The sequence below is a fragment of the Litorisediminivivens sp. KMU-197 genome, from assembly GCF_056858395.1.
Window position 1 is genome coordinate 755,626 of sequence record NZ_JBXEQG010000001.1, and the last position, 24,268, is coordinate 779,893.

Consider the following 24,268-nt stretch of genomic DNA (forward strand, 5'->3'; position numbering starts at 1 on the left):
CCCCCTCAGCGCATCTCTTTGCGCGCGTTGTGCACGTTCCAGACAAGGATCGGTGTGACCAGCAGCATGATCACCATCGCCGAGGCAGACCCCACACCCCAGTCGAAGGCGCGGAACAGCTTGTCGTACATGTAGTTGGCCAGCACCTGCGTTTCCCACTGGCCGTTGGTCATCGCCAGCACGATGTCGAAGATCTTCAGCACCACCAGCGTGATCGTCGTCCAGACCACTACGATGGTCGGCATAATCTGCGGTACCTTGATCTTGAAGAATATCTGCATCGGGCTGGCGCCGTCGATGATTGCTGCCTCGATGGTCTCTTCCGGGATGCCGCGCAGGGCGGCCGAGAGGATCACCATGGCAAAACCGGTCTGGATCCAGACCAGCACCACCATCAGCAGGAAGTTGTTCCAAGGGATCAGCGTCAGCCATTGCTGCGGCTCGCCGCCCATCGCCACCCAGATCGCGTTCAGCACGCCGATCTGGTCTGTGCCTTCGGGCCGGGTGTCATAGATCAGTTTCCAGATCACCGAGGCCCCGACGAAGGAAATCGCCATCGGCATGAAAATCAGCGACTTGGCGAAGTTGCCCCAGGAAATCCGATCGGTCAGTTGCGCCGCCAGCAGGCCGAACCCGGTCGACATTGCGGGCACCACGATCAGCCAGAGCATGTTATTGCGCATGGCTTCCCAGAACTTGTCCTCGCTCATCATCTGCCGATAGTTCGCGAGCCCCACGAAGGCGCCGCCCTGATCGCGGTCGGTCAGCGACAGCCAAAGCGTGGCGAAGACTGGATAGGCGAGGTAGAGGCCGAGCGCGAAGAGAGCGGGGAAGAGAAACAGCCACGGCCGGATCTGGTTGGCGCGGTTGATGTTCCGCCCGGCGTTGGGGCCCGAGGCCGGGAACAGCACCTTGTCCAGCAGCATGTTCGAGAAGTAGAAGTATCCGATACAGCCCCCGACACCGATGACGATGGTCAAAAGACCCATGATGGCTGGATGCATGTCCGCCTCCCTCTGAACGTGGCTTGTGCGTGCTGTCGTCAGGAATACCGGCGCCCCACACGCGGGAGGGGCGCCGTCAGGTCGGGGCCTACTTCAACCCGTCCCAGCTTTGCTGGATCTGTTCGGCCACATCCTCGGCCGGGGTGCCGCCGGCGTAATCCACCATGCCGGTCCAGAACGATCCCGCGCCGACGCCTGTGGGCATCAGGTCGGAAGCGTCAAAGCGGAAGGTGGTGGCGTCCAGAAGGATTTCGCCCTGCTTCTTCAGCACATCATTGGCATAAAGCTCGGTGTTGGCCTCGGTATAGGGCGTCAGGAAGCCGGATTGAGCCATCCAGATCTCATGCGCGATCGGGGTCTTAAGGAACTCGATAAAGGCCCGCGCGCCGGGGCTGTCCTTGGTAATGAAGGCCAGCGTGCCCGCGCCCAGCACCGGCTTGCCGAGATCCTTCTCGGCATAGGCCGGGAAGTAGAAGAAATCGGCATCGACGCCCAGTTCAGTGCCCTCGGGGAAGAAGGTGGGGATGAACGAAGCCTGACGGTGCATGTAGCACTGCGGCGGTGAATCGAACATGCCGTCGGGGCTGTCACGGAAGTCGGTCGAGGCCACGGCCCCTGCCCCGCCCGCCACCTTGGCGTCGTCGCGGGCGAAATAGCCGAACTCCTCGATCGCGCCCACAACTGCCGGATCGGTGAACGGGATTTCGTTGGAAACCCACTTGTCGTAGGTCTCGGGCGATTGGGTGCGCAGCATCAGATCCTCGACCCAGTCGGTTGCCGGCCAGCCGGTCGCGCCGCCCGATCCCAACCCGATGCACCACGGCGTTTCACCGTCGGCAACGATCTGTTCGGTCAGCGCCTTCAGATCTTCCATGGTCTCGGGCACTTCGTAGCCCGCGTCCTCGAAGTTCTCGGGCGAATACCAGACCAGCGATTTTAGGTCGATCTTGTAGGGGAAGGCATACAGCCGGTCCTCGCCGTCGGGCCCGGTATAGGTGCCCAAGCTCACCCAGCTTTCGCCAGCGGCATAGTTGTCCTTCAGCCAGTTGGCGGTCTCGTCGCCCAGAGGTTCGACAAAACCCTTGGACACCAGATCCTGGATCAGGCCGGGCTGCGGCAGGATCGCGACGTTGGGGGGAGACCCGGCTTCGGTGTCGATCACGATCTGCTGTTCATAGGATTCGGACGAGGCATAGGAAACCTCGGCGCCGGTCGCATCCTCGAAATAGGCAATCAGGTTCTCGGCAAGCTGCTGGTCGTCACCGCGCCAGGGCCCGAAGATGCTCATCTGCTCACCTTCGAGGTTATGTGCATCGGCGAAGGCGTTCAGACTGTCCCAGTTGAAGTCACCCTCTCCCGGATTGAACGGCATATGGCTTTCGGCCTGCGCGGCGGAGACGGCAAAGGCCAACGACGCGACACTCGCATAAAGCGAAACTTTCATGATTATCCTCCCTTGTGCGATCAGCGCACCCTGTCATCGAACACCCGCCGGCTCACGATTTCAAGCTTTTTCCCGCCCTTTCCAAAGCGCTTTGGGTTCGTTATAAATGCGGCATGTGACGATAAAAGTCAATGTGGAATATCCCTGAGAATACAATCGCTTCGCCGCAACGCAGCAATTTTGGTTAGCGCTAAAGGGGTTTTGACCGCGGGCTGTTAACCAGTTAGAACCCGAATGGTTCGGAATTCAACGCAATCGGAATATGCTCAACATGAACCTCAAACAGCTGTCCGAACAACTCGGTCTGTCGCAAACAACCGTCAGTCGTGCGCTGAACGGCTATCCCGAGGTCAGTGAATCGACGCGGGTGAAGGTGCTCGCGGCCGCCCGGGAGAACAATTACAAACCCAACACCCGGGCCCGGTCGCTGGCGACGGGCCGCGCCATGGCCATCGGTCACGTCATCCCGGTCTCGACCAAACACGAACTGGTCAACCCGATCTTCGGGGATTTCGTCGCCGGCGCGGGTGAGGTCTATTCCGCCGAAGGGTATGACATGCTGCTGTCGTTGGTGCCCGACATCGACGAAGAGGCATCGTATCGTGACCTCAAGATCAAGGGCAACGTCGACGGTATCGTCGTGCATTCGCCGCGCATGTCCGACTCACGCATCGCGCTCTTGACCGAAATCGGCCTGCCTTTCGTCGTACACGGGCGCGCCAGCGACGTCACCGTGCCGTATTCATACGTCGACGTCTCGAACGTCCGCGCCATGCAGGAGGCGACGCAACACCTGATCGACCTCGGCCATGAACGGATCGGCCTGATCAACGGTGTCGAGCTTCATGATTTCGCCTACCGCCGGCGCAAGGGTTTTCTTCAGGCGCTCGACGCGGCGGGCCTGAGCGCAAACCCCGAATGGATGATTTCTTCCGACATGACCGAAACCGTGGGCTACGAGTCCGCCACCGTGATGCTGGCGACAGATCCTGCTCCCACCGCGTTGGTCGTGTCCTCGATGATTACCGCCTTCGGCGTCCGACGCGCCATCGAAGCGCGGGGCATGACCATCGGTCGCGACGTATCGGTCGTGACCTTCGATGATGACCTGTCCTACCTGCGCAACGGGACCGAGGCGCAGCCCGTGTTCACCGCCGCGCGCTCTTCGGTGCGCGAGGCCGGCAGCCGCGCCGCGCGGATCCTCACGGACCGGATCGCGAACCCCACGGCCCCCCTGGCTACCGAGATGATCCCCTACCGGTTTCTCGCCGGGTCGACCAGCGGACCTGTGAGCGACAGCTGATTCTGCGTAAAACCCTGATTTCCGGACCCTGTTCATGACCCAGCACCAAGACCTGACCCTCGTCGCCGATATCGGCGGCACCAACACCCGCGTCGCGCTGGCCTGTGGCACAGAGTTGCAGGCCGGCTTGATCCGCCGTTACCGCAACGCGGGGCGCACCTCATTCAACGAGGTTATCGCGGCCTATCTGGATGAGACCGGCGCCAAGCCCACCGCTGCCTGTGTCGCCGGAGCGGGACCTGTGATGAACGGTGTCTTGCAGATGACAAACCTGTCGTGGGTGATCGACCCCGACAGCGTCAGGGCGGCCACCGGCGCCCGGCATGTGGCGGTGCTCAACGATCTTCAGGCCCAGGGCCACGCCCTCAGCCTGCTCGGGCCCGACGACCTGCGCCCCCTGCTGCATGAAGATCGCGCCGGCGACGCCGCGCAGAGCAACACCCGGCTGGTGATCGGTCTCGGCACAGGTGTCAACATCGCCATGGTGTTCCAGAGCGGCGGGCTGACGCTTGTTCCGCCGTCGGAAGCCGGACACATGAGCCTCGCTCTGCGGACCCGCGAAGAGCAGTCTCTGGCCGAATTCCTGCTGTCCGAGGGGGATTTTCCATCCGTCGAAGAGGCGCTGTCCGGCCGCGGTCTGGAAGCGCTCTATCGCTGGCGTCAGGCCGAGGCCGGCGGTGGCGCGGCGAAACCGGCGGCCGACATCATGGCGGGCGTGGCCGACGGGTCAGATCCGAAGGCCGAGGAGGCCGTGGAATACTACGTCCGGTTCGTCGGTCGTGTCGCGGGCGACATGGCGCTGATGCAACTTCCCTTCGGCGGCATCTACTTCATCGGCGGGGTCAGCCGGTCGCTGTCCGCCTACTTTGGCACCAAGGGGTTTGCCGAAGCCTTCTGCGACAAGGGCCGGTTCTCCGACTTCATGGCACAATTCCCGGCGTGGCTGATCGAGAACGACGACGCCGCGCTGCTGGGATGTGCCTCGCACATGGCCGAGCAGATCGCCGTTGCCTGAAGGAATCGATTGACGCAGCACTGCCGTCCTCCAGAGTTGGCACATGGCAGGTGGCGGAGGCGCGCATGAAGATCGGTTTCATAGGGTTGGGCAATGTCGGCGGCAAGCTGAGCTGCTCGCTGCTGCGCAATGGTCACGACCTCGCGATCCACGACCTCGATCCGCTGCTGGTGACCAGCATGGTCGACCGTGGCGCCCGCGACGGTATCGGCCCGGCCGAGCTGATGCGCGATTGCGACGCGGTCATCACCTGCCTGCCCTCGCCCGCCGCCTCGGCCGCGGTCGTTGAGAAGATGCTGACCGAGGTCGGCCCCGGCAAGGTCTGGCTCGAGATGTCCACCACTGATGAGGCCGAGGTCAAGCGGCTGGGTGCGCAGGTCATCGCCCATGGCGGCGCGGCGGTCGATTGCCCGGTCTCCGGCGGCTGCCATCGGGCCGACACCGGCAATATCTCGATCTTCGCAGGCTGTGACCGGGCCACCTTTGACCGGGTGCTGCCACTGCTGACCTGCATGGGCCGGCGGGTGCTCCACACCGGCGATCTCGGCTCTGCCTCGGTACTGAAGGTGGTGACAAACTACCTCGCCACCGCCAACCTGCTGTCCTGTGCCGAGGCGCTGGTGACCTGCAAGGCCGCCGGCATGGACCTTGCCACCGCCTACGAGGCGATCGCGATCAGTTCCGGCACCTCCTTCGTGCACGAGACCGAAAGTCAGGTGATCCTCAATGGTTCGCGCGATATCTCGTTCACCATGGACCTCGTGAAGAAAGACATTGGCCTGTTCCAGCAGGTCGCCGACCGCGCCGGGGTGCCGCTTGAGATGAACCCGCTCATGATGCGGATCGTCGACGACGGCATCGCCCGGTTCGGTCCGCGCGAGTTGTCACCCAACATCATCCGGCGGCTGGAAGAGGCGACTGGTATGCAGGTCACCGCGCCAGGCTTCCCGCCCGAGATGGTCGACGACGAGCCGGAAGAACCGGGATACGAGGTCGTGCCACGCGGGCGCGCCTGAGCGGCACCGCGTCCCGGCCCCCGCGCCGGCACCTCGTGGCACAAGGCCACTATGATGCCCCGTGTCGGGCCCCGGGGCACTGGATGGTTGTCCAGCAACGCCATTCTTGGGAAGAACCACCTGCAACTCACGTTCTTGCAAGGAAAACTTTCCCCCTGCCGATCTTTTGTGCCAACGTCTTCCCGACTCGCCTCTCTTTGGGGTGACGGGGAGGACAAGCATGACCCAAGACCCGACGGTCGAGACCAGCCGCCCGGTCGGCGACGAGATGAAGCAGACCACCTGCTACATGTGCGCCTGCCGCTGTGGCATCAACGTGCACTTGAAGGACGGCAAGGTCCGCTATATCGAGGGCAACCGCGATCACCCGGTCAACAAGGGCGTGCTCTGCGGCAAGGGGTCAGCCGGGATCATGCAGCATTACTCGCCTGCCCGATTGCAGGCGCCTATGAAGCGGGTCGGGCCGCGCGGGTCAGGCCAGTTCGAAGAAATATCGTGGGACGAGGCGTTGGAGATCGCCACCGGCTGGCTTAGTCACGTCCGTAAGACCGATCCGCGCAAGCTCGCGTTTTTCACCGGTCGCGACCAGAGCCAGAGCCTCACCGGCCTTTGGGCGATGAAATACGGCACCCCAAACTATGCCGCACACGGCGGGTTCTGCTCGGTCAACATGGCCACCGGCGGGTTGTATACCTTTGGCGGCGCGTTCTGGGAATTCGGTGACCCCGATTGGGATTATACGAAATACTTCATGTTGTTCGGGGTGGCCGAGGACCATGCCAGCAACCCCATCAAGATTGGCATCGGCAAGCTGAAGCAGCGCGGTGCCAAGGTGGTTTCGGTCAATCCTGTACGGACCGGTTACAACGCCGTGGCCGACGAATGGGTGGGCATCCGCCCCGGCACCGACGGGCTATTCGTCGGCGCATTGATCCACGAATTGTTCCGCACCCAGCAGGTCGATCTGGACTACCTCGTGCGCTACACCAACGCCGGCTGGCTGGTGATCGACGCGCCCGGCACCGCCGACGACGGGCTGTTCCTGCGCGACGGTGACGGCAACCCGCAGGTCTGGTGCAAGGAGGCCGGCGCCCTGAAAAGCGGCAAGCTGGCCGATATCCAGCCCGCACTGACCGGGGCGCGCGATCTGGAAGAGGGCCGCCGCGCGCGTCCGGTATTCGAACTGATGGCCGAACGATACCTCGGCAACGACTACACACCGGACGCCGTTGCCGAACGCACCGGTGTGGCCGCGGGGCAGATCCGCAAGATCGCTGCCGAACTGGCGCACGTGGCCTTCAAGGAGGAAATCACCATCGACCAGCCCTGGACCGACTGGGCCGGCCGCAAGCATGACAAGATGATCGGCCGCCCGGTGTCGATGCATGCGATGCGCGGCATCTCGGCCCATTCCAACGGCTTCCAGACCTGCCGCATGATCCACGTGCTGCAGATCCTGCTGGGCTCGATCGACTGCCCCGGTGGCTTCCGCTACAAACCGCCCTACCCAAAGCAGACCCCGCCGAACCTGCTGCCACACGGCGCGGCGGGCGACATCAAACCCGAGATGCCCTTGGGCGGCCCGCACCTTGGGTTCCCGCATGGACCGGAGCACCTGCTGCTGGACGAAGAAGGCAATCCCAGCCGTCTCGACAAGGGGTTCAGTTGGGACGCCCCGATCTCGGCCCATGGGTTGATGCACATGGTCATAAACAACGCGGCCAAGAAAGACCCCTACGGCATCGACGTGCTGTTCATGTACATGGCCAACATGGCGTGGAACTCCTCGATGAACATCGGCGGCACGCTGGACGCGCTGACCGCCAAGGACGAAAACGGCGATTACGTGATCCCCAAGATCATCTATTCCGACGCCTATTATTCCGAGACGGTGCCTTTCGCCGACCTGATCCTGCCCGACACGACCTATCTGGAGCGCTACGACTGCATCTCCCTGCTTGACCGTCCGATTTCCGAGCCCGAGATGGTGGCCGACGCGATCCGTCACCCGGTGGTGCAGCCCGACCGCGACGTGAGGGGGTTTCAGGAGGTTCTGATCGATCTCGGCGCGCGGCTGGGCCTGCCCGGCTTCGTCAAGGACGACGGCAGCCCGGCCTATCCCGGCGGCTATGCCGATTACATCGTCAACCACGAACGCAAGCCGGGCATCGGCCCGCTGGCCGGGTGGCGCGGCGAAAACGGCGACAAATCCTGCGTGGGGGAACCCAACCCTGCGCAGCTGGACCGATACATCCAGAACGGGGCGTGGTTCGGCCAAAAGCTCGACCCGAGCCATGCCTATTTCCGCCACGCCAACCGCGGCTACCTCGACTGGGGCATCGAAAAGGGCATCCGGCTGTCGGCGGAGCCGACGATCTTCCAGCTTTATTCCGAGCCGATGCAGAAATTCCGCCTTGCCGCCATGGGCCATGGCGAGCGTCAGCCCCCCGACCGGGCGCGCGACCGTATCAAGGCGCATTTCGACCCGTTGCCGTTCTGGTACCCGCCGTTCGAGGAGCAGATGGTCGAGGGCTTCGACCTGCACGCCATCACCCAGCGGCCAATGCACATGTACCATTCTTGGGGGTCGCAGAACGCCTGGCTGCGGCAGATCACGGCGGGCAATCGGTTGTACATCCACACGTCGGTAGGTGCACGGGCTGGCGTGGTGGACGACGATTGGGTCTGGCTGTCATCGCATCTGGGCCGCGTGAAGTGTCAGGTGCGGTTGATGGACGGGGTCAATCCGCACACGGTCTGGACCTGGAACGCCATCGGCAAGAGGCGCGGCGCGTGGAACCTCGACGATGACGCGCCCGAGATGACCGAGGGCTTCGTGCTCAACCACCTGATTTCGGAACTGCTGCCAAAGGGCGGCGGCGGCTATCGCTATTCCAATTCGGATCCGCTGACCGGTCAGGCGGCATGGTTCGACCTGCGGGTGAAGATCGAAAAGGCCGAGAGTGCGGGCAAAGAGCCGATGTTCGAGCCTTTGGGGGATGCGGTCCTGCCCGAGGCGCCGGAGAGCTTGGCGTTCGGCAAGGAATGGAAGGAACCGGCGGAATGAGCGCGGTACATCATCCCGAAAGGCGCACCTACGGTGCGATAGGGAGGTCGGGTCGGGCGCACGCGCGCCGGACGACACCTTGGCTTGAAGTCTCTCCCAGCCAGCCAGCGACCGGAGGCCGCATATGACCACCCTCCCCGACCGCACCGAAAAGAGCCTCGGCCTCGTCATCGACCTCGACATCTGTGTCGGTTGCCACGCCTGCGTGACCTCCTGCAAGGAGTGGAACACCGGTGGCTATTCCGCCCCGCTCACCGATCAGGAGCCCTATGGCGCCGATCCGCACGGCGCCTTCCTCAACCGCGTCCATGCCTATGAGATCGACAACGAACACTGGAAGGGCACCGTCCACTTCCCTCGCTCCTGCCTGCATTGCGAAACACCCGATTGCGTCACCGTCTGCCCCACCGGTGCCAGCTACAAACGGGAAGAGGACGGCATCGTGCTGGTCAATCCCGACACCTGCATCGGCTGCAAGCTATGTTCATGGGCCTGCCCCTACGGCGCGCGGGAATACGATTACGATCACGGCGTGATGAAGAAATGCACGCTCTGCGTAGACCGCATCTACAACCAGCACATCCCCGAAGAGGACCGGGTGCCCGCCTGCGTCAAGGCCTGCCCGACCGGCGCCCGCGCCTTCGGTGACCTCGCCGATCCCGACAGTGCCGTGTCGCGCAACGTGGCCGCGCGCGACGGTTTCAACCTGCTCGACGAATTCGGCTACAAGCCGGTCAACAAGTACCTGCCGCCGCGCAAGGGGTCCGACAAGGCCCCGCAGGTCGCCGCCGAGCCGCCCGCCGCCGCCACCGGCTCGGCGATTGAGAAACTCTTTGCCTGGGCCGACCGGGCGCTCAGCAGGTGAAGGACTGACATGCATCCCGCCTATTCCGTGATCCTGTTCACCACCGCCTCGGGCGCCGGCTATGGCCTGCTGTTCTGGCTGAGCCTTGCCCATGTGATCGGGCGCTTCCCGCTGACCGGCTGGGCCTTCTTCACCGCCATCGCGCTGGCACTTGTGCTGATCACCGTGGGGCTGCTCAGCTCGACTTTTCACCTCGGGCGGCCCGAACGTGCCTGGCGGGCGTTCTCGCAATGGCGGTCTTCGTGGCTCTCGCGCGAAGGCGTCGCCTCGGTGGCGACCTACGTGCCCTCGGGCCTGCTGGCGCTGATGTCGCTCTTCGGCGTCGACGGCTGGCTGTCGCTGCCGCTGGCGCTGCTCTCTGCTATCGGTGCGGTGGCGACGGTCTGGTGCACCGGCATGATCTATGCCTCGCTCAAGGCGATCCGGCAGTGGCACCGGACCGACGTGCCGCTGATCTACCTGGCCAACTCGGCGGCATCGGGGGCCATTCTGCTTATGCTGATAATCGCGTTCAGCGCCGGCGCGTTGCAGGCCGCAAGCCTTGTATCCCTGATCGCGCTGGGGGTCGCGGCGGTCATGAAACTGCGCTACTGGCGAGCGGTTGACGGCGATGAGGGTGCCTATACCGCCGACATGGCGCTGGGCCTGCCGGGCGTGAAACGCCAACTGGAGGCACCGCACTCGCGGCCCAACTATGTGATGCGGGAAATGGGCTATCAGGTGGCGCGCAAGCATTCTGCCGATCTGCGCCGCCAAGTGACATTCTGGGGATACATCGTGCCCGGGGCGATCCTGCTCGTCATTGCGCTTACCGGCACGCTGGGCGTGGTTTTGGTACCCATTGCGGTGCTGTCGATGGCCTGCGGGTTATTCGTGGAACGCTGGTTGTTCTTCGCAGAGGCGGAGCACGTGGTCACGCTCTACTACGGAGCGAAACGGGCCTGAGCGGCCCGCTTCGTGACCCTCAGGCCGCGGCAGTACCGGCAAACCTTGCGCGAGCTTGCTTGAAGGACATCAACTGGCGGGTCTCTTCGTCCCACAGGTGAAGCTTTACGCAGGCAAGGCTTTCGCGGATGGTCATCCTGTTGCCATCGGCCAGCAACGCGTGATCGCGCAGCACCTCGGGCAGACGATAGAACGGCACCCGGCTGTAAAGGTGGTGCACGTGATGGACGCCGATGTTGGCCGTCATCCATTGCAGGACCTTCGGCATCACGTAGTGCGAAGAGCCATGCAGCGCAGCCTCGTGCAGGTTCCAGTCCTCATCGTGGTCCCAGTGCGACTCGTCGAAGTTGTGCTGCACATAGAACAGCCACACGCCTGCCGTCGCCGCCAGCAGCGTCGAGGGCACGAAGATCAGCAGGATCGGCGCCAGCCCGTGGAACCAGAAGATCAGCCCCAGCACCGCGAAGATCGCCGCGTTGGTGGCCATCGCGCTGACCCAGTAGCGGGCTTGGTTTGTCAGGCCCACCGGCAGCCGGTTTTCAAGGAAGAAGGTATAGCCCGGCCCGATGCCGAACATCACCACCGGGTTACGATAGAGCCGGTAGAGCAGACGGCCCTTCCACGACGCGTCGCGGTATTCTGCCACGGTCATGGTGTGGATCTCGCCCAGGCCCCGCCGCGCCAGATTGCCGTGCGAACTGTGGTGGATCGAATGGGCCCTCCGCCACACGTCATAGGGCGTCAGAGTCAGCACCCCCAGGACCCGGCCCAGCCAGTCGCTGACCGTCCGGTTGGCAAAGAACGCGCCATGGCCGCAATCGTGCTGGATGCAGAAAAGACGCAACAGGAACCCCGCGTTCAGGAGCGAGATCGCCAGGGTCAGCCAGTAGCTGACAGACATCGCCCACCAGGCGAGAACCCACAGAAGGATGAAGGGCCCCACCGTGACGGCGAGTTCGAAGGAACTGCGCAGCGCAGAGGGTTCGCGGTAGGACGAGAGAACCTTGACCCAGTCTCTCGCTGCCTTGGCCTCGGGCCGCGGCCCGGGCTGCTCGGAATGTTCGGACATATGCCTGCTTTGTTATTTGTGTGAGGGCTTCATAAACGATGGCGGCGCAGAGGCAAATGGTCCTTTGTGTCTAACGTCGCGAATGTGAACGAAGCGTTAGCGTGAAAGCGGAAATTGGCCCTGCTCGGGGCGCTACTGCTCTGCTCCCATCCCCACGGGAACCTCGGGTCTTGCTTCCGCATGGAAGGGACAAGCGACGCAGTGTCCGGGTGCGGGCTCCAGCATCGGCGGGCGCGCCTCGGCACAGACCTTGCGCGCAATGGGACACCGGGTGCGAAAGACGCAGCCCGACGGCGGGTTCAACGGCGAAGGCAGTTCGCCTTTCAATACCGGGCGATGCCGGCTGCGCTCCTGCGCCGGGTCGGGCACCGGAACCGAGGCGATGAGCGCACGGGTATAGGGGTGGCGCGGGTCGCCGGTGACCTGTTCGGCAGTGCCGGTTTCCACGATGCGGCCAAGATAGAGCACGTCGATCCGGGTCGAGACATGGCGCACAACCGACAGGTCGTGGGCGATGAACATCAGGCTCAGCCCCATGTCCTTTTGCAGCCCCTTCAAAAGGTTGACCACCTGCGCCTGCACCGAAACGTCGAGCGCCGAGACCGGCTCGTCGCAGATCACCAGCTCCGGTTCGGTTATCAGGGCCCGGGCGATGCCGATGCGCTGGCACTGCCCGCCCGAGAACTCGTGCGGGTATCGGTTCTGGAGATTGGGCAGAAGTCCCACGCGCTCCATCATCTCGCCCACCCGACGCCGGCGTTCCGCTTTGTCCAGATCGCCGCGGTGGGTGGTCAGCGGCTCGGCGATGATCTGGCCCACGTTCATGCGCGGATCGAGCGCCGCCAGCGGGTCCTGGAACACCATCTGAACGTGGCGGCCGTGGGCGCGGCGCTCGGCCGGTTTCAGCTTGGTGATGTCCCTGCCTTTCCACAGCACCTGCCCGCCTGTGGGCGTCACTGTGCCGACGATGGCCCGCGCCAGCGTTGACTTGCCCGACCCGCTTTCACCCACAAGGCCCAGCGTCTCGCCGCGCCGGACGGTCAGGCTCGCCTTTGACACCGCCTGCAACTGGTCCGGCTTCGTCCAGGGCATGGCGCCCCGCCGTGTCACCGGAAAGGTGACGTCGAGATCGCGGGTTTCCAAGAGCACGTCGCTCATCTGTGCACCTCCTCGCGCGGGGCATGGCAGGCACGGCGGCGATCACCGTCGAAGGCAACAAGCTCGGGCATCTGGTGCGGGCACGGCCCGTGCGCCAAAGGACAGCGCGGCGTGAACGGGCAGCCGGCGGGCAGGCCCAGCAGGTCGGGCGGGTCGCCTGGAATGGTCAGCAAGTCATCCTGCGGTATGTCCAGGCGCGGCACAGCGGCCAGCAGGCCCAGCGTATAGGGATGCGATGGGGCCGCGAAGACCTTGTCGGTCGGCCCCTTTTCCATCACCCGGCCGCCGTACATCACCATGGTCCGCTCGCAGCTGCCCGCGACGATGCCAAGGTCATGAGTGATCAGGATAATGGCGGTGCCGAATTCCTCGCGCACCTCGCTCAAAAGCTCCATGATCTGCGCCTGCACGGTCACATCCAGCGCGGTGGTCGGCTCGTCGGCGATCAGCAGTGCCGGACGGCAGAGCAGCGCCATGGCGATCATGATGCGCTGACGCATCCCGCCCGAGAACTCGTGCGGATACATCCCCAGCCGCTGCTTGGCGTCGGGAATGCGCACCGCGTCGAGCATCTTGGCGGATTCGTTCAGCGCTTCGCGCTTCGACATGCCGCGGTGCAACTGCAGCACCTCGGCCATCTGCGTGCCGATCTTGAGGTAGGGGTTCAGCGAGGTCATCGGATCCTGGAAGATCATCGCCACCCGCTCGGCCCGAACGGAGTTCAGCTTTGCCTCGGGCAGGTTGAGGATCTCCTGGCCCTCGATCTTGACCGAGCCCTCGGATCGGCCATTGCGGGCCAGCAGCCCCAACATGGCAAAGGCCAGCTGCGTCTTGCCGGACCCGCTTTCGCCGACAATGGCCAGGGTGTCCTGCTTGGCCAGATCGAGCGAGATGCCGTTGACCGCGCGCACCGTGCCGTCGGGCGTGTCGAAGCTGACCGAGAGGTCGCGAACGGAGAGAAGTTGCTCTGTCATCTCAGCGGTCCTTCGGATCAAGCGCGTCGCGCAAACCGTCGCCAACAAAGAAGAAGCCGAACAGCGAGACGACAAAGAAAGCGAGAGGTAACAGCAGCATCCAGAGCCCCTGGCGCATCTGGTCCGCGCCTTCATTGATCAGCGCCCCCCAGGAGGTCAGCGGCTCCTGCACGCCGAGCCCGAGGAAGGAGATGAAGCTTTCGTAGATGATCATCGAGGGCACCAGCAGCGTCGCATAGACGATGACCACGCCCAGCAGGTTGGGCACGATATGGCGCAGGATGATGCGGAACGGGTGCACGCCGGTGGCGATGGCGGCTTCGATGAAGTCGCGGCCCCTGAGCGAAAGCGTCTGGCCGCGAGCAATCCGCGCCATGTCGAGCCAGGAGATCAGCCCGATGCCGATAAAAAGCATCAGGATCGACCGGCCGAAGATCACCAGCAGCAGGATCAGCACGAACATGTAAGGCACCGACATCAGCACATCGACGATGCGCATCATCACGTTGTCGAGCCGGCCGCCGAAATAGCCGGAAACCGCGCCGTAGATCGTGCCCACGAGCACGGCAATCAGCGCGCCGACCACGCCGACCATCAGGCTGATCTGCGTGCCTTGCACCGTCCGGGCAAAGAGATCGCGCGCCTGTGCATCGGTGCCGAACCAATGGCCGGTCTCGGAACAGGGCGGGATCTCGTTGTCGGGGCCTGACAGGAAGCAGGGCCCGCCGGCATCATCGACCTTGCCGAGGATCGACCAGTTGATTTCCTCGATGGAATGCTGCGCCACGAAGGGGCCGAAGATCGCGAAACCGGCCACGAGGCCCAGAACGATCAGCCCGCCGACGGCGGCGCGGTTGCGGAAGAAACGGGCCCGGGCATCAGCCCAGAGCGAGCGGGGCGGCCCCATGGGGGCCGCGGCGGCCAGTGCCGCGGATTGGGAACGGGACACCACCATCTCAGTACCGGATCTTGGGGTCGATCCACGCGTAGAGGATATCGACCAGCAGGTTGAACAGAATGGTGAGCGCCCCCAGCAGCACCGTGATCCCCATCATCACGCCGTAATCGCGGTTCAGCGCCGAGGCGACGAAAAACTGACCGATGCCGCCGGTGGAGAAGTAAAGGTCGATCACCACCGAGCCGGTAATCATCCCCACGAAGGCCGGCCCGAGGTATGAGATCACCGGCAAGAGCGCCGGTTTCAGCGCGTGGCGCAGCACGATGGTGCGCCCCGGAAGGCCCTTTGCGCGGGCGGTGCGGATGAAGTTCGACGTCATCACCTCCAGCATCGAGGCACGGGCGATCCGCGCGATGGACGCCATGAAGGAAGTCGAGAGCGCGATGATCGGCATGATCAGGTATTCGACCTGCCCGCCCTGCCAGCCGCCGCCCGGCAGCCAGCCCAGCCAGACCGTAAAGATCAGCACGAGAATCGGCGCCATCACGAAGTTGGGCAGCACCTGCGCGCCGATGGAGATGCCGACAGCGAAATAGTCGAGCCAAGTATTCTGCCGGATCGCAGCGACGATACCCAGCGTGCCGCCGACGACGACGGCCACAACGAAGCTCCAGAAGCCATAGGTCAGCGTGACCGGAAAGCCCTGCTCGATCAGGTCGTTCACGTCCTGATCGCGGTACTGGAACGAAGGTCCGAAATCGAACTGGGTGACGATGTTCCAGATGTAGGTGCCGATCTGCGCCAGGAATGGACGGTCAAGCCCGTATTCCCGTTCGAGGTTGGCCAGAACAGCCGGCGGCACGCCCCGGTCCGAGGCGAAGGGACTGCCCGGCGCGGTGTACATCAGCACGAATGTCAGCACGATCAGGATCAGCAGAACAGGAACCGCGAACAGCAGGCGACGAAGGATGAATGCAATCATGGGGTGTACTTAGCACCGGGGCGGATGGCGTCACCCGCCCCGGCAGCCTTTATCAGTCGGCGACCCGGTAGATGTCTTTCACGTACCAGTTGTTTTCGGCATTCTCCATCGCCCACCCCTTGATGGACGGGTTCAGCACGAAATTCTGGGTGTAGTGATAGATCGGGATGATCGCCATGTCGCGGGCCAGCACCTCTTCGGCCTGGGTATAGAGCGGCTGCGGATCTTCCGCCTTGGCAGCTTCATCCAAGAGCTTGTCGAACTCGTCCGACACATACTTGCCGTCGTTGTTGGCGTTGTTCGAGGTCAGCAGGTCAAGGAAGGTCGACGCCTCGTTATAGTCTGCGCACCACGCCGAACGGGCGATGTCGAACTGCTGGTTGCCACGGATGTCGAGGTAGGACTGCCACTCGTAGTTCGACAGGTTGATCTCGACGCCCAGCGGTTTCCACATTTGGCTGACCGCGATGGCGATCTGCTTGTGGTTTTCCGAGGTGTTGTAGATCAGGTCCAGCTCAAGCGGATTGTCGGGGCCGTATCCGGCCTCTTTCATCAGCTCCATCGCCTTCTGCATGCGCTCGTCCTGCGACCATTCGGAATAGTCTATGGTGGGCAGTTCGAAATTGGCCGTGGCCCAGTGCGTGAAGCTGTAGGCGGGCTTCTGGCCGGCTTGCAGGATCTGGTCGGTGATCACGTTACGGCGCACGGCGTAACTGAGCGCCTTGCGCACATTGGGGTCCTTCAGGGCTTCGTGGCCGCTCTCGGACTGGTTGACGGTGTAGTAGTACGAGCAGAGACGCGGAACGGCGTGGGCGGTCTCGGGGCTTTCTTCCTCAAGGTCAGGATACGATCCCGCCGGCAGGTCGTCCATCATGTCGAATTCGCCCGCTTGGAAGCGGCTCAGCGCCTGGTTGGCGTCATTGATGACATAGCCCGTGACCTCGTCGATGATGACGTCTTCGGCCCCCCAGTACTCGGGGTTCTTCTCAAGCCGGAAGAATTCGTTAACTGCGATCTCGGCCAGTTTGTAGGCGCCGTTGACCACGATGTTCTCAGGGTCGGTCCAGTCGTTGCCATGTTCCTCGATGGTCGCCTGATGCGCCGGCATCAGCGTGTAATGGACGGCCATCTGCGGGAAGTAGGGCAAGGGCTGGGTCAGCGTGACCTCAAGCGTGTGGTCATCCACCGCCCGCACGCCCAGCGTGTCGGTCGCGGCGTTGCCTTCGATGATCTCCTTGGCGCCCTCCATCTGGGTCAACTCGACATACCAGGCGTATTCCGAAGCGGTCGCCGGATCGGCGGCGCGACGCCAAGCATAGACGAAATCGTTCGCCGTGACCGGATCGCCGTTCGACCACTTGGCATTGTCACGCAGTTTGAAAGTCCAGGTCTTGTTGTCCTCGGACGACCACTCGGTCGCCACGCCGGGCCGCAGGGTGCCGTCGGCGTTCTGGGTCAGCAGCCCCTCGAACATCTGCCGGGCGACGTGACCGCCTGCGGTTTCCTCGATCAGCTGTGGGTCGATGGTGGGGAACTGGTCAAGCAGGCGGTACTTGAAGACCTGGGTCTCGGCCAGGGTTTCGCCGGTCTCGGGGTGGGTGTCCTGCGCCAGCGCGGCGGTGCCACCGGCGGCCAGCAGGACGGCTGTCGCCGTGGTCAACATGAGGTGGCGGGTCATACGTGATCCTCCCATTTACTGTTTGATTTGTCCGGGCCTCTTTCTCGGGCCGTGGATACTGCGTGCAGCATCATCAACAGAAAACAGATAGTCCAGAGCCGTTAGCGCTGAAGTTGCACTTGACCCCGCGAAGCTTGGAAAGAAGGCGACTTTCCGCCAAGCCGCATCTCCGGGCGGATCGTATATGATCAGCAATAAAGCATTACAATCAATCAGATAAGGGTCGGTCCTCATCCATGAATTGAGCTGACTGCAATCGCCGTGCCGCGTCGTGCATCATCTGCAACTGACCGGTGGCCTCGTTAAGCGAAATACGCTGCGTCGGTCCGTGAAAGGCAAGCGCGGCGACGAAGCGGCCTGCCGGATCGGTGACCGGAACCGCGATCGCCACCATACCGTCGAGGAATTCCTCGCGGTCCAGCGAATAGCCTGCTCGAGCAATCTTATCGAGTTCCGCCAGCAACGCCTCCGGCTCGACCAACGTCTTCTCGGTCATCCGGCGCAGGTCAAGCGAGGCAACGAAGCGCCGGCGCGCGTCGGGTGCGAGGCTGGCCATAAAGCATTTGCCGCTGGCCGTGCAGTGGAACGGCACGTTGGTCCCGATCGGTAGTTGGATACGGAAGGCCCAGTCGGTCTCGACCCGGTCAAGGTAGCGCATGCCAGTGTCTTCGGGGATCACGTAATTGACCGTTTCCTTCACCTCCTGCGCGACGTCGAGCAGGATTTGATGGCGCGCGATATGATCGCGGGAATTGTAAAGCAGGCCAGCACCGAGTTCCCGCAATCGGCGCGCCACCTGGTACTTCCGGTCGGCGCCGTGGCGGGTGATAAAGCCCTCTTCCTCCAGGGTGGCACAAAGCCGGTGCACCGTTTGCTTGGGCAGCCCGAGCCTTTCGTTGATCTCGGTCGCGGTCAGCGTCCGGTCGCTTTTTCCAAGAATTTCAAGGATCAACAGCGTCCTAAGATTGGTCGGTATCCGCTCTTTGTCGGCCATTGGATCGCGCCCCCGAGTTTTTTCTGTGGATTTGTAACCGAATCACTGTAGCGTGCCACCGTAGCAAAAATCGAGACTGTGCGTCCCTTTTTTTGCTGTCAGGGGGGTCATGGAATTTGATTTCGTCATCGTCGGTGCCGGCTCTGCCGGGTGCGTCTTGGCCAATCGGCTTTCGGCTTGCGGCCGTTACACGGTAGCGTTGCTCGAGGCCGGTCCGCGTGACACCAACCCGTGGATCCACATTCCCGTCGGCTATTTCCGCACCATGGGAAACCCCCGCACCGACTGGCGCTACCGCACCGAGCCCGACCCGGGCATCGCCGGGCGTTCCATCCCCTGGCCGCGTGGGCGGGTTCTGGGCGGGTCCAGTTCGATCAACGGGCTGCTTTGCGTCCGGGGCCAGCGGCAGGACTACGATGGCTGGGCGCAAGCCGGTTGCACCGGCTGGTCTTGGGACGATGTGCTGCCGCTCTTCAAACGCGCCGAGACCTGGGCGGGCGACGATCCCGACGGGCTGCGCGGCCACGACGGGCCGCTGTCGGTGCAGACCTCGAGGCTCCGGCGCGAGGTCGTCGACCTGTGGATCGACGCCGCCGAGCGGGCCGGCTATCGCCGAACGCCCGATTACAATGGCCGCGACCAGGAGGGTGTCGGCTATTTCCAACTGACTATGAAAGGCGGACGCCGCTGCTCGTCCGCCGCGGCCTATCTCAGGCCCGCGCGCGGGCGACAAAACCTTGAGATCATCACCGGCGCGCAGACCGAGAAGGTCCTGATCCGCAATGGTCGGGCCACCGGCGTCCGGGTCCGCGTCGGCCGTGCGTTCCGCACCATCGACGCCCGCCGCGAGGTCATCCTCAGCGCCGGCGCGATCGGTTCACCGCAAATCCTCATGCTGTCGGGGATCGGTGACGCGGCCGATCTCGGCCCGCTGGGGATCGGCATCAAGGCGGACCTGAAGGGCGTCGGCAAGAACCTCCAGGACCATCTGCAGGCGCGTCCCGTGTTCAAGACCGAATTGAGCACCATCAACATCGAGACCGCGAACGTCTTCAGGCAGGCCCGCATCGCCTTGCAATACGCTCTTACCCAGCGTGGCCCGATGACCATGGCGGCAAGCCTCGGCACCGGCTTTCTGAAGACCGAGCCGCACCTCGAAACGCCGGACATCCAGTTTCACATCCAGCCATTCAGCGCCGACAACCCGGCCGAGGGGCCGCATCGGTTCTCGGCCTTCACCGCCTCGGTCCTGCAGTTGCGGCCCGAGAGCGCCGGTCATCTCGCCCTGCGCTCGGACGACATGGATGATCACCCGGCCATACATCCAAACTATCTGGCCACCGACACCGACCGGCGCACGCTGGTCAAGGGCATCCAGATCGCCCGTCGCATCGCGCGTACCGGCCCCCTGAAGGATTACATTACCGAGGAACACGCACCGGGCAGCGGCGTGGCCTTCGACGACGAGGCCGCGACGCTGGATTGGGCGCGTCGGACGGCGGTCACGATCTATCACCCAACTGGCACCTGCAAGATGGGCATCGATCCGATGGCCGTTGTCGACCCTCGCCTACGCGTGCGCGACATTCGTGCCCTGCGCGTGGCCGACGCCTCGATCATGCCGCAGATCGTCAGCGGCAACACCAACGCCCCCGCCATCATGATCGGCGAAAAGGCAAGCGACCTCATACTGGAGGATACGGTGCCCTGACCGGGCAGCGTGACGGTCCCGGTGGCTCTTTGGGAGGGGGGTCACCGGTGCACCGCAAGGCCGGGACAGCGCCTTCGCCCCCGGTTCGGAACAACAAGAAGGTACGACATCAAGGGAGGAAATCTGATGTTCAGTCTCAAGACCCTGGCCGTTGGGGCCGCGGCCCTGGCCATGACCGCTTCGGCCGGTCTCGCCGAAACCGTGATCCGGGTGCAGTCGGTGATCCCGGCGCAGGCCGACGAGGTCACCATGCTCAACGAATTCGCCAAGGACGTTTCGGACCTGACCGGCGGCTCGCTCAAGATTGAGGTGTTGCCCGCCGGGGCCGTCGTCGGCGTGCGCGAAACGCTCGACGCGGTCGACAGCGGGTTGATCGAGGGCGGCTTCGCCTGGACGCACTATTGGTCGGGCAAGCACCCGGCGGCGATGCTTTTCGGCTCGCCCGTCGCAGGCGCCGGCGTCGGCATCGACAACATCGCCTTCGTGTCGTGGTTCCAATACGGCGGCGGCAAGGAACTCTACGACCAGCTCTGGGACGAGATGGGCGTCAACGTGAAGGGCTTCATGCTGCAACCCGTAGGCCCCGAGGCGTTGGGCTGGTTCAAGGAACCGATCGCCAGCATGGACGATTTCCGCAAGTACCGCTTCCGCACCCCGCCGGGCATCCCCGGCCAGACCTACAAGGACATCGGCGTCGCTTCGGTCGCCATGGGCGGCGGTGACATCCTGCCGGCGCTTGAGAAAGGCACTATCGACGCCGCCGAATGGTGCTGCCCCAAGCCCGACAGCGTGTTCGGCTTCCAGAAGGTGCTGAAACACTACTACCTGCAAGGACTGCACCAGGTGGTGGTGAACGCCGACCTTTACATCAACGGCGATGTCTATGACGGGCTGACCGACCTTGAAAAGAAAGCGCTGGAAGTGGCGGCCAATGCCTCGCTGTCCAAGGCCATGTCCTACCGCATCTATGAAAACGGCAAGGCGCTGAAGGACCTGACCGAGAACCACGGCGTGCAACTGCACGACACGCCCGAGGATTATTTCTCGGAGTATATGACCGCTGCCAAGGCCGCGCTGGAGACCAACGCCGCCGAGAACGAATTCTTCGCCGAAGTCTGGCAGAGCCAGAAGGACTTCGCCGAGATCGCGGTGCCGTTCTGGGCCGGGGCGCAGACCTCGAACGCCAACCTAGGCCGGGCCTATGCCGACAGCCTGAAGTAATCACTCACCGAGCAGGAAAGGTCCCGGATACGTCCGGGGCTTTTCCATCCAGACGCAAGACACGACAAGACTGACCCGAAGGGAACGAGTGGCATGGCCGAAGAGGTAATCCCCGACGAGCTCGACATCACCGACGAGCTGATCGCGGAGCGACGCGTCGAGGAGCCGGGCCAGACGCCCGAGGACATGACCGCTTGGCAGCGTCCGATCACCGCCACCATCGACGTCATCAACCTCTGGGCCGGTCGCATCATCTGCCTGCTGATGATTCCGCTGATCCTTGCCATCGTCTACGAGGTCTTTTCGCGCAACATGTTCGCGATCCTGACCGACAATGGCATGAACGAACGGGCCATCGCCTGGGGCTTCGGCCCGACGCTCTGGGTCTATGACGTGTCGCGGATGCTAGGCGGCGTCCTGTTCATGGCTGCCGCAGGCTATGCGCTGATGCGCGGCGTGCACATCCGCGCCGATTTCCTGTACCGCAACTGGCACCCGAAGACGCAGGCCACTGTGGACGCGGTGCTCTATCTCGCCTTCTACATCCCGGCGATGCTGTTCTTTACGTGGGTGTCGACCGAATACTGGCTGAAATCCTTCGTCAGCGGCGAACAGGCCAGCGACAGCACCTGGGCGCCGCTTCTGTGGCCCGCGCGGCTTGCCATGCCGGTAGGCGCCTTCCTGCTGCTGTTGCAAGGCTTCCCGGAACTGTTCCGCGCCTTTCACAAGATGGGTAAGGAACGCGAAGCGAAGTTTCTCAGGGTGCTGCCTTTCTACGCGGTCGCCCTGCTGATCGTCACCGGCGCGGTGTTCTTTCCCGATATCGTGCCCCTCGCCGACTGGTGGACCGCCGCCTTCGGCCGCGAAGGCCTGCTGGACGTCGACAAGCCGGTGATCGGGCTGATTATGCTGGCGGCGATGCTGTTTGCCATCTTCGTGGGCTTCCCGATCTCCTTCACGCTGATCTTCCTCGGGTTCGTCTTCGGCACCTGGGGCGCAAATTTCAAGCTGGCCACCTTTTTGATGACGCTGCAAACCAACTCGGTGATGCTGTCCGACCAGCTGGTCGCCGTGCCGCTGTTCATCTTCATGGGCATCGTGATGGAGCAGGCGGGGCTGATGGAGCGCCTGTTCCAGGCGGTGCAGATGATGATGAGCCGCACCCGTGGCGCGCTGTTCATCGCGGTGCTCTTCGTCTCGACGATCTTCGCCGCCGCCACCGGCATCGTCGGCGCCTCGGTGACCATCCTCGGCATCATGGCCGCGCGCACCATGAACAAATCCGGCTACGACGTGCGGCTTGCGGCGGGCACCATCACCGCCGGCGGCACTTTGGGCATCCTGATCCCGCCGTCGATCATGCTGATCGTCATGGGCCCGGTGCTGGAGGTACCGGTGACCGACCTTTTCCGCGCCGCTATCATCCCCGGCGTCATGCTGGCCGGCCTCTACCTGCTCTATGCGTTGGGACGCTGCTGGATCAATCCCAACCTCGGCCCGATCCTGCCGCCCGAGGACCAACCGGAAACCTCGCGGTACTACCTGCTCGAGGTCATCCTCGTCATGGCCTCGCTAATCGTGCTGATCTGGCTGATCACCAAGGGCATCACCGACGGTTTCGGCTTTTTCTTCGGCGCGCTGATCGTGCCGCTTTTGTGGATCGCGGTGATGTACGCGGTCTATTCTTGGCTGCATCGCACGAAACCGGGCGGCTTCTACTTTTCGGACCTGTGGTACGAGTTCTTCATGGGCCTCGTGCCGCCCACTGTGCTGATTGCCTTTGCGCTGGGCTCCATCCTCGCCGGCTGGGCCACCCCGGCCGAGGCCTCGGCCTGTGGGGCCTTCGGTGCGGTACTGCTCTCGATGCTTTACCGCAGGTTCACCATCCCCGGCCTATACGATGCGCTGATCAAGAGCCTCGAGATCACCGTCCTCATCATGTTCCTCGTCGCGGCGTCGAACTTCTTTGGCGCGGTCTTTTCCAACCTCGGCACGCCCAAGATGCTGACCGAGCTTCTGCTGTCACTCGACATGTCGCCGGTGCTGATCCTGATACTGATCATGGCACTGATCTTCCTGCTGGGCTGGCCATTGGAATGGGTGCCGATCGTGCTGATCATCGTGCCGATCCTGATCCCCACCGTCACCTCGCTCGACCTCGGGTTCGAGAACCAGAACGACATGCTGATCTGGTTCGCCATACTTGTCGCGGTGAACCTGCAAACCGCGTGGCTCAGCCCGCCGGTGGCACTCTCGGCCTATTTCCTCAAGGGGGTGGTGCCGGAATGGGATCTGCGCGACATCTATCTCGGGATGATGCAGTTCATGGTGATCCAACTCGTCGGGCTGATCCTGATCTTCGTCTTTCCGCAGATCGCGCTGTGGCTGCCCAACTACATCTATGGAAATTGATCGCCGCAAAGGAGACCCGCATGTACAACAAGGTTCTGGTGGCAATGGCGCTTGATCACGGGATTTCGCCGCAGATGCTGGAAATCGCCAAGGCCCTGTGCAATCCTGGCGCCGAGATCATGGCCCTTCACGTTTTCGAAGCGCCGCCGTCGTCGGTCAACGCCTATCTCGGGGAAGGCGCGGTCCGCGAAGGCTATGAGAGGGCACGCAAGCTGATGGCCGAAAAGACCGCGCATCTCGAAGGCATCACCGCCCGGATCGTGCGCGGGCATACCTATCGCACGATCATCGACTACTCGGCCGAGCACGAAGTCGACTGCATCGTCATCGGCTCGCACCAGCCTGAGTTCAGCGATTACCTGCTTGGGTCGACGGCCGCCCGCGTGGTGCGCCATGCGCCCTGCGCGGTGCATGTCTTTCGCAGCTAGACCCTTCGGCGACGACCGGGCGAAACCCCGGTTGATCAATCCCTTGCGACGTGAAAAGCCTTGGACACCTCCGGGCCCGTCCGG

19 protein-coding genes are annotated in these 24,268 nt (G+C 63.4%); 10 read left to right on the plus strand and 9 right to left on the minus strand.

Annotated features, from left to right (window positions below):
• Positions 1-5: 5 nt before the first annotated feature.
• Positions 6-1,004 carry a carbohydrate ABC transporter permease gene (locus AC04PT_RS03615; RefSeq protein ID WP_482872144.1) on the minus strand — a complete coding sequence of 333 codons (999 nt, stop codon included), beginning with the start codon at positions 1,002-1,004 and terminating at the stop codon, positions 6-8.
• Positions 1,005-1,092: 88 nt separating this feature from the next.
• On the minus strand, positions 1,093-2,448 hold the full coding sequence (locus AC04PT_RS03620; RefSeq protein ID WP_482872145.1) for an ABC transporter substrate-binding protein: 1,356 nt from the start codon (positions 2,446-2,448) through the stop codon (positions 1,093-1,095).
• Positions 2,449-2,692: 244 nt separating this feature from the next.
• Here AC04PT_RS03620 and AC04PT_RS03625 point away from each other — a divergent pair, with 244 nt between their 5' ends.
• The 6 genes from AC04PT_RS03625 to AC04PT_RS03650 all read left to right on the plus strand — a co-directional run bounded on the left by AC04PT_RS03625 (position 2,693) and on the right by AC04PT_RS03650 (position 10,659).
• Complete coding sequence (locus AC04PT_RS03625) at positions 2,693-3,751, plus strand: LacI family DNA-binding transcriptional regulator (protein ID WP_482872440.1); 1,059 nt, start codon at positions 2,693-2,695, stop codon at positions 3,749-3,751.
• Positions 3,752-3,785: 34 nt separating this feature from the next.
• Positions 3,786-4,766, plus strand: coding sequence for a glucokinase (locus AC04PT_RS03630; RefSeq protein ID WP_482872146.1), 981 nt, complete (start codon positions 3,786-3,788; stop codon positions 4,764-4,766).
• A 65-nt stretch (positions 4,767-4,831) separates the two neighbouring features.
• Entirely contained in the window at positions 4,832-5,782 is a 951-nt protein-coding gene (locus AC04PT_RS03635) for an NAD(P)-dependent oxidoreductase (protein ID WP_482872147.1), read from the plus strand.
• A 220-nt stretch (positions 5,783-6,002) separates the two neighbouring features.
• Positions 6,003-8,849, plus strand: a complete 2,847-nt coding sequence (locus AC04PT_RS03640) for a molybdopterin oxidoreductase family protein (protein WP_482872148.1) — start codon at positions 6,003-6,005, stop codon at positions 8,847-8,849.
• A 124-nt stretch (positions 8,850-8,973) separates the two neighbouring features.
• Positions 8,974-9,714 carry a 4Fe-4S dicluster domain-containing protein gene (locus AC04PT_RS03645; protein ID WP_482872149.1) on the plus strand — a complete coding sequence of 247 codons (741 nt, stop codon included), beginning with the start codon at positions 8,974-8,976 and terminating at the stop codon, positions 9,712-9,714.
• A 9-nt stretch (positions 9,715-9,723) separates the two neighbouring features.
• Positions 9,724-10,659, plus strand: a complete 936-nt coding sequence (locus tag AC04PT_RS03650; RefSeq protein ID WP_482872150.1) for a dimethyl sulfoxide reductase anchor subunit family protein — start codon at positions 9,724-9,726, stop codon at positions 10,657-10,659.
• A gap of 19 nt (positions 10,660-10,678) precedes the next feature.
• Here AC04PT_RS03650 and AC04PT_RS03655 read toward each other — a convergent pair whose 3' ends face one another.
• From AC04PT_RS03655 to AC04PT_RS03685, 7 genes are all read right to left on the minus strand, one after another.
• A complete protein-coding gene (locus tag AC04PT_RS03655) occupies positions 10,679-11,728 on the minus strand; it encodes a fatty acid desaturase (RefSeq protein WP_482872151.1) in 1,050 nt (349 codons plus the stop codon).
• A gap of 132 nt (positions 11,729-11,860) precedes the next feature.
• Complete coding sequence (locus tag AC04PT_RS03660; protein WP_482872152.1) at positions 11,861-12,886, minus strand: ABC transporter ATP-binding protein; 1,026 nt, start codon at positions 12,884-12,886, stop codon at positions 11,861-11,863.
• On the minus strand, positions 12,883-13,860 hold the full coding sequence (locus tag AC04PT_RS03665) for an oligopeptide/dipeptide ABC transporter ATP-binding protein (RefSeq protein ID WP_482872153.1): 978 nt from the start codon (positions 13,858-13,860) through the stop codon (positions 12,883-12,885). Before AC04PT_RS03665 ends, AC04PT_RS03660 begins: the two co-directional genes overlap by 4 nt.
• Position 13,861: 1 nt before the next feature.
• The gene (locus AC04PT_RS03670) at positions 13,862-14,815 is read right to left on the minus strand and encodes an ABC transporter permease subunit (protein WP_482872154.1); all 954 of its coding nucleotides are present in this window, start codon (positions 14,813-14,815) and stop codon (positions 13,862-13,864) included.
• A 1-nt stretch (position 14,816) separates the two neighbouring features.
• The gene (oppB, locus tag AC04PT_RS03675) at positions 14,817-15,740 is read right to left on the minus strand and encodes an oligopeptide ABC transporter permease OppB (protein WP_482872155.1); all 924 of its coding nucleotides are present in this window, start codon (positions 15,738-15,740) and stop codon (positions 14,817-14,819) included.
• 52 nt (positions 15,741-15,792) lie between these two features.
• Entirely contained in the window at positions 15,793-17,418 is a 1,626-nt protein-coding gene (locus AC04PT_RS03680) for a peptide ABC transporter substrate-binding protein (RefSeq protein ID WP_482872156.1), read from the minus strand.
• A 208-nt stretch (positions 17,419-17,626) separates the two neighbouring features.
• Positions 17,627-18,412 (minus strand): IclR family transcriptional regulator, encoded by a 786-nt coding sequence (locus tag AC04PT_RS03685; protein WP_482872157.1) that lies wholly within the window; start codon positions 18,410-18,412, stop codon positions 17,627-17,629.
• 109 nt (positions 18,413-18,521) lie between these two features.
• Here AC04PT_RS03685 and AC04PT_RS03690 point away from each other — a divergent pair, with 109 nt between their 5' ends.
• The 4 genes from AC04PT_RS03690 (at position 18,522) to AC04PT_RS03705 (ending at position 24,184) form a co-directional block, all read left to right on the plus strand.
• Complete coding sequence (locus tag AC04PT_RS03690) at positions 18,522-20,123, plus strand: GMC family oxidoreductase (protein ID WP_482872159.1); 1,602 nt, start codon at positions 18,522-18,524, stop codon at positions 20,121-20,123.
• Between the two features lie 126 nt (positions 20,124-20,249).
• Complete coding sequence (locus AC04PT_RS03695; protein ID WP_482872160.1) at positions 20,250-21,344, plus strand: TRAP transporter substrate-binding protein; 1,095 nt, start codon at positions 20,250-20,252, stop codon at positions 21,342-21,344.
• Positions 21,345-21,437: 93 nt separating this feature from the next.
• The gene (locus AC04PT_RS03700; RefSeq protein ID WP_482872161.1) at positions 21,438-23,756 is read left to right on the plus strand and encodes a TRAP transporter large permease subunit; all 2,319 of its coding nucleotides are present in this window, start codon (positions 21,438-21,440) and stop codon (positions 23,754-23,756) included.
• Between the two features lie 20 nt (positions 23,757-23,776).
• The gene (locus AC04PT_RS03705) at positions 23,777-24,184 is read left to right on the plus strand and encodes a universal stress protein (RefSeq protein ID WP_482872162.1); all 408 of its coding nucleotides are present in this window, start codon (positions 23,777-23,779) and stop codon (positions 24,182-24,184) included.
• Positions 24,185-24,268 lie beyond the last annotated feature (84 nt).

Excerpts from the sequence above, each read along its gene's own strand:
- AC04PT_RS03695 (WP_482872160.1), top strand. The coding sequence starts at position 20,250 with ATGTTCAGTCTCAAGACCCTGGCCGTTGGGGCCGCGGCCCTGGCCATG.
- AC04PT_RS03645 (WP_482872149.1), top strand. The coding sequence starts at position 8,974 with ATGACCACCCTCCCCGACCGCACCGAAAAGAGCCTCGGCCTCGTCATC.
- AC04PT_RS03690 (WP_482872159.1), top strand. The coding sequence starts at position 18,522 with ATGGAATTTGATTTCGTCATCGTCGGTGCCGGCTCTGCCGGGTGCGTC.
- AC04PT_RS03700 (WP_482872161.1), top strand. The coding sequence starts at position 21,438 with ATGGCCGAAGAGGTAATCCCCGACGAGCTCGACATCACCGACGAGCTG.
- oppB (WP_482872155.1), bottom strand. The coding sequence starts at position 15,740 with ATGATTGCATTCATCCTTCGTCGCCTGCTGTTCGCGGTTCCTGTTCTG.
- AC04PT_RS03620 (WP_482872145.1), bottom strand. The coding sequence starts at position 2,448 with ATGAAAGTTTCGCTTTATGCGAGTGTCGCGTCGTTGGCCTTTGCCGTC.
- AC04PT_RS03670 (WP_482872154.1), bottom strand. The coding sequence starts at position 14,815 with ATGGTGGTGTCCCGTTCCCAATCCGCGGCACTGGCCGCCGCGGCCCCC.
- AC04PT_RS03650 (WP_482872150.1), top strand. The coding sequence starts at position 9,724 with ATGCATCCCGCCTATTCCGTGATCCTGTTCACCACCGCCTCGGGCGCC.
- AC04PT_RS03655 (WP_482872151.1), bottom strand. The coding sequence starts at position 11,728 with ATGTCCGAACATTCCGAGCAGCCCGGGCCGCGGCCCGAGGCCAAGGCA.
- AC04PT_RS03680 (WP_482872156.1), bottom strand. The coding sequence starts at position 17,418 with ATGACCCGCCACCTCATGTTGACCACGGCGACAGCCGTCCTGCTGGCC.
- AC04PT_RS03705 (WP_482872162.1), top strand. The coding sequence starts at position 23,777 with ATGTACAACAAGGTTCTGGTGGCAATGGCGCTTGATCACGGGATTTCG.
- AC04PT_RS03665 (WP_482872153.1), bottom strand. The coding sequence starts at position 13,860 with ATGACAGAGCAACTTCTCTCCGTTCGCGACCTCTCGGTCAGCTTCGAC.
- AC04PT_RS03660 (WP_482872152.1), bottom strand. The coding sequence starts at position 12,886 with ATGAGCGACGTGCTCTTGGAAACCCGCGATCTCGACGTCACCTTTCCG.
- AC04PT_RS03640 (WP_482872148.1), top strand. The coding sequence starts at position 6,003 with ATGACCCAAGACCCGACGGTCGAGACCAGCCGCCCGGTCGGCGACGAG.
- AC04PT_RS03635 (WP_482872147.1), top strand. The coding sequence starts at position 4,832 with ATGAAGATCGGTTTCATAGGGTTGGGCAATGTCGGCGGCAAGCTGAGC.
- AC04PT_RS03685 (WP_482872157.1), bottom strand. The coding sequence starts at position 18,412 with ATGGCCGACAAAGAGCGGATACCGACCAATCTTAGGACGCTGTTGATC.
- AC04PT_RS03615 (WP_482872144.1), bottom strand. The coding sequence starts at position 1,004 with ATGCATCCAGCCATCATGGGTCTTTTGACCATCGTCATCGGTGTCGGG.
- AC04PT_RS03630 (WP_482872146.1), top strand. The coding sequence starts at position 3,786 with ATGACCCAGCACCAAGACCTGACCCTCGTCGCCGATATCGGCGGCACC.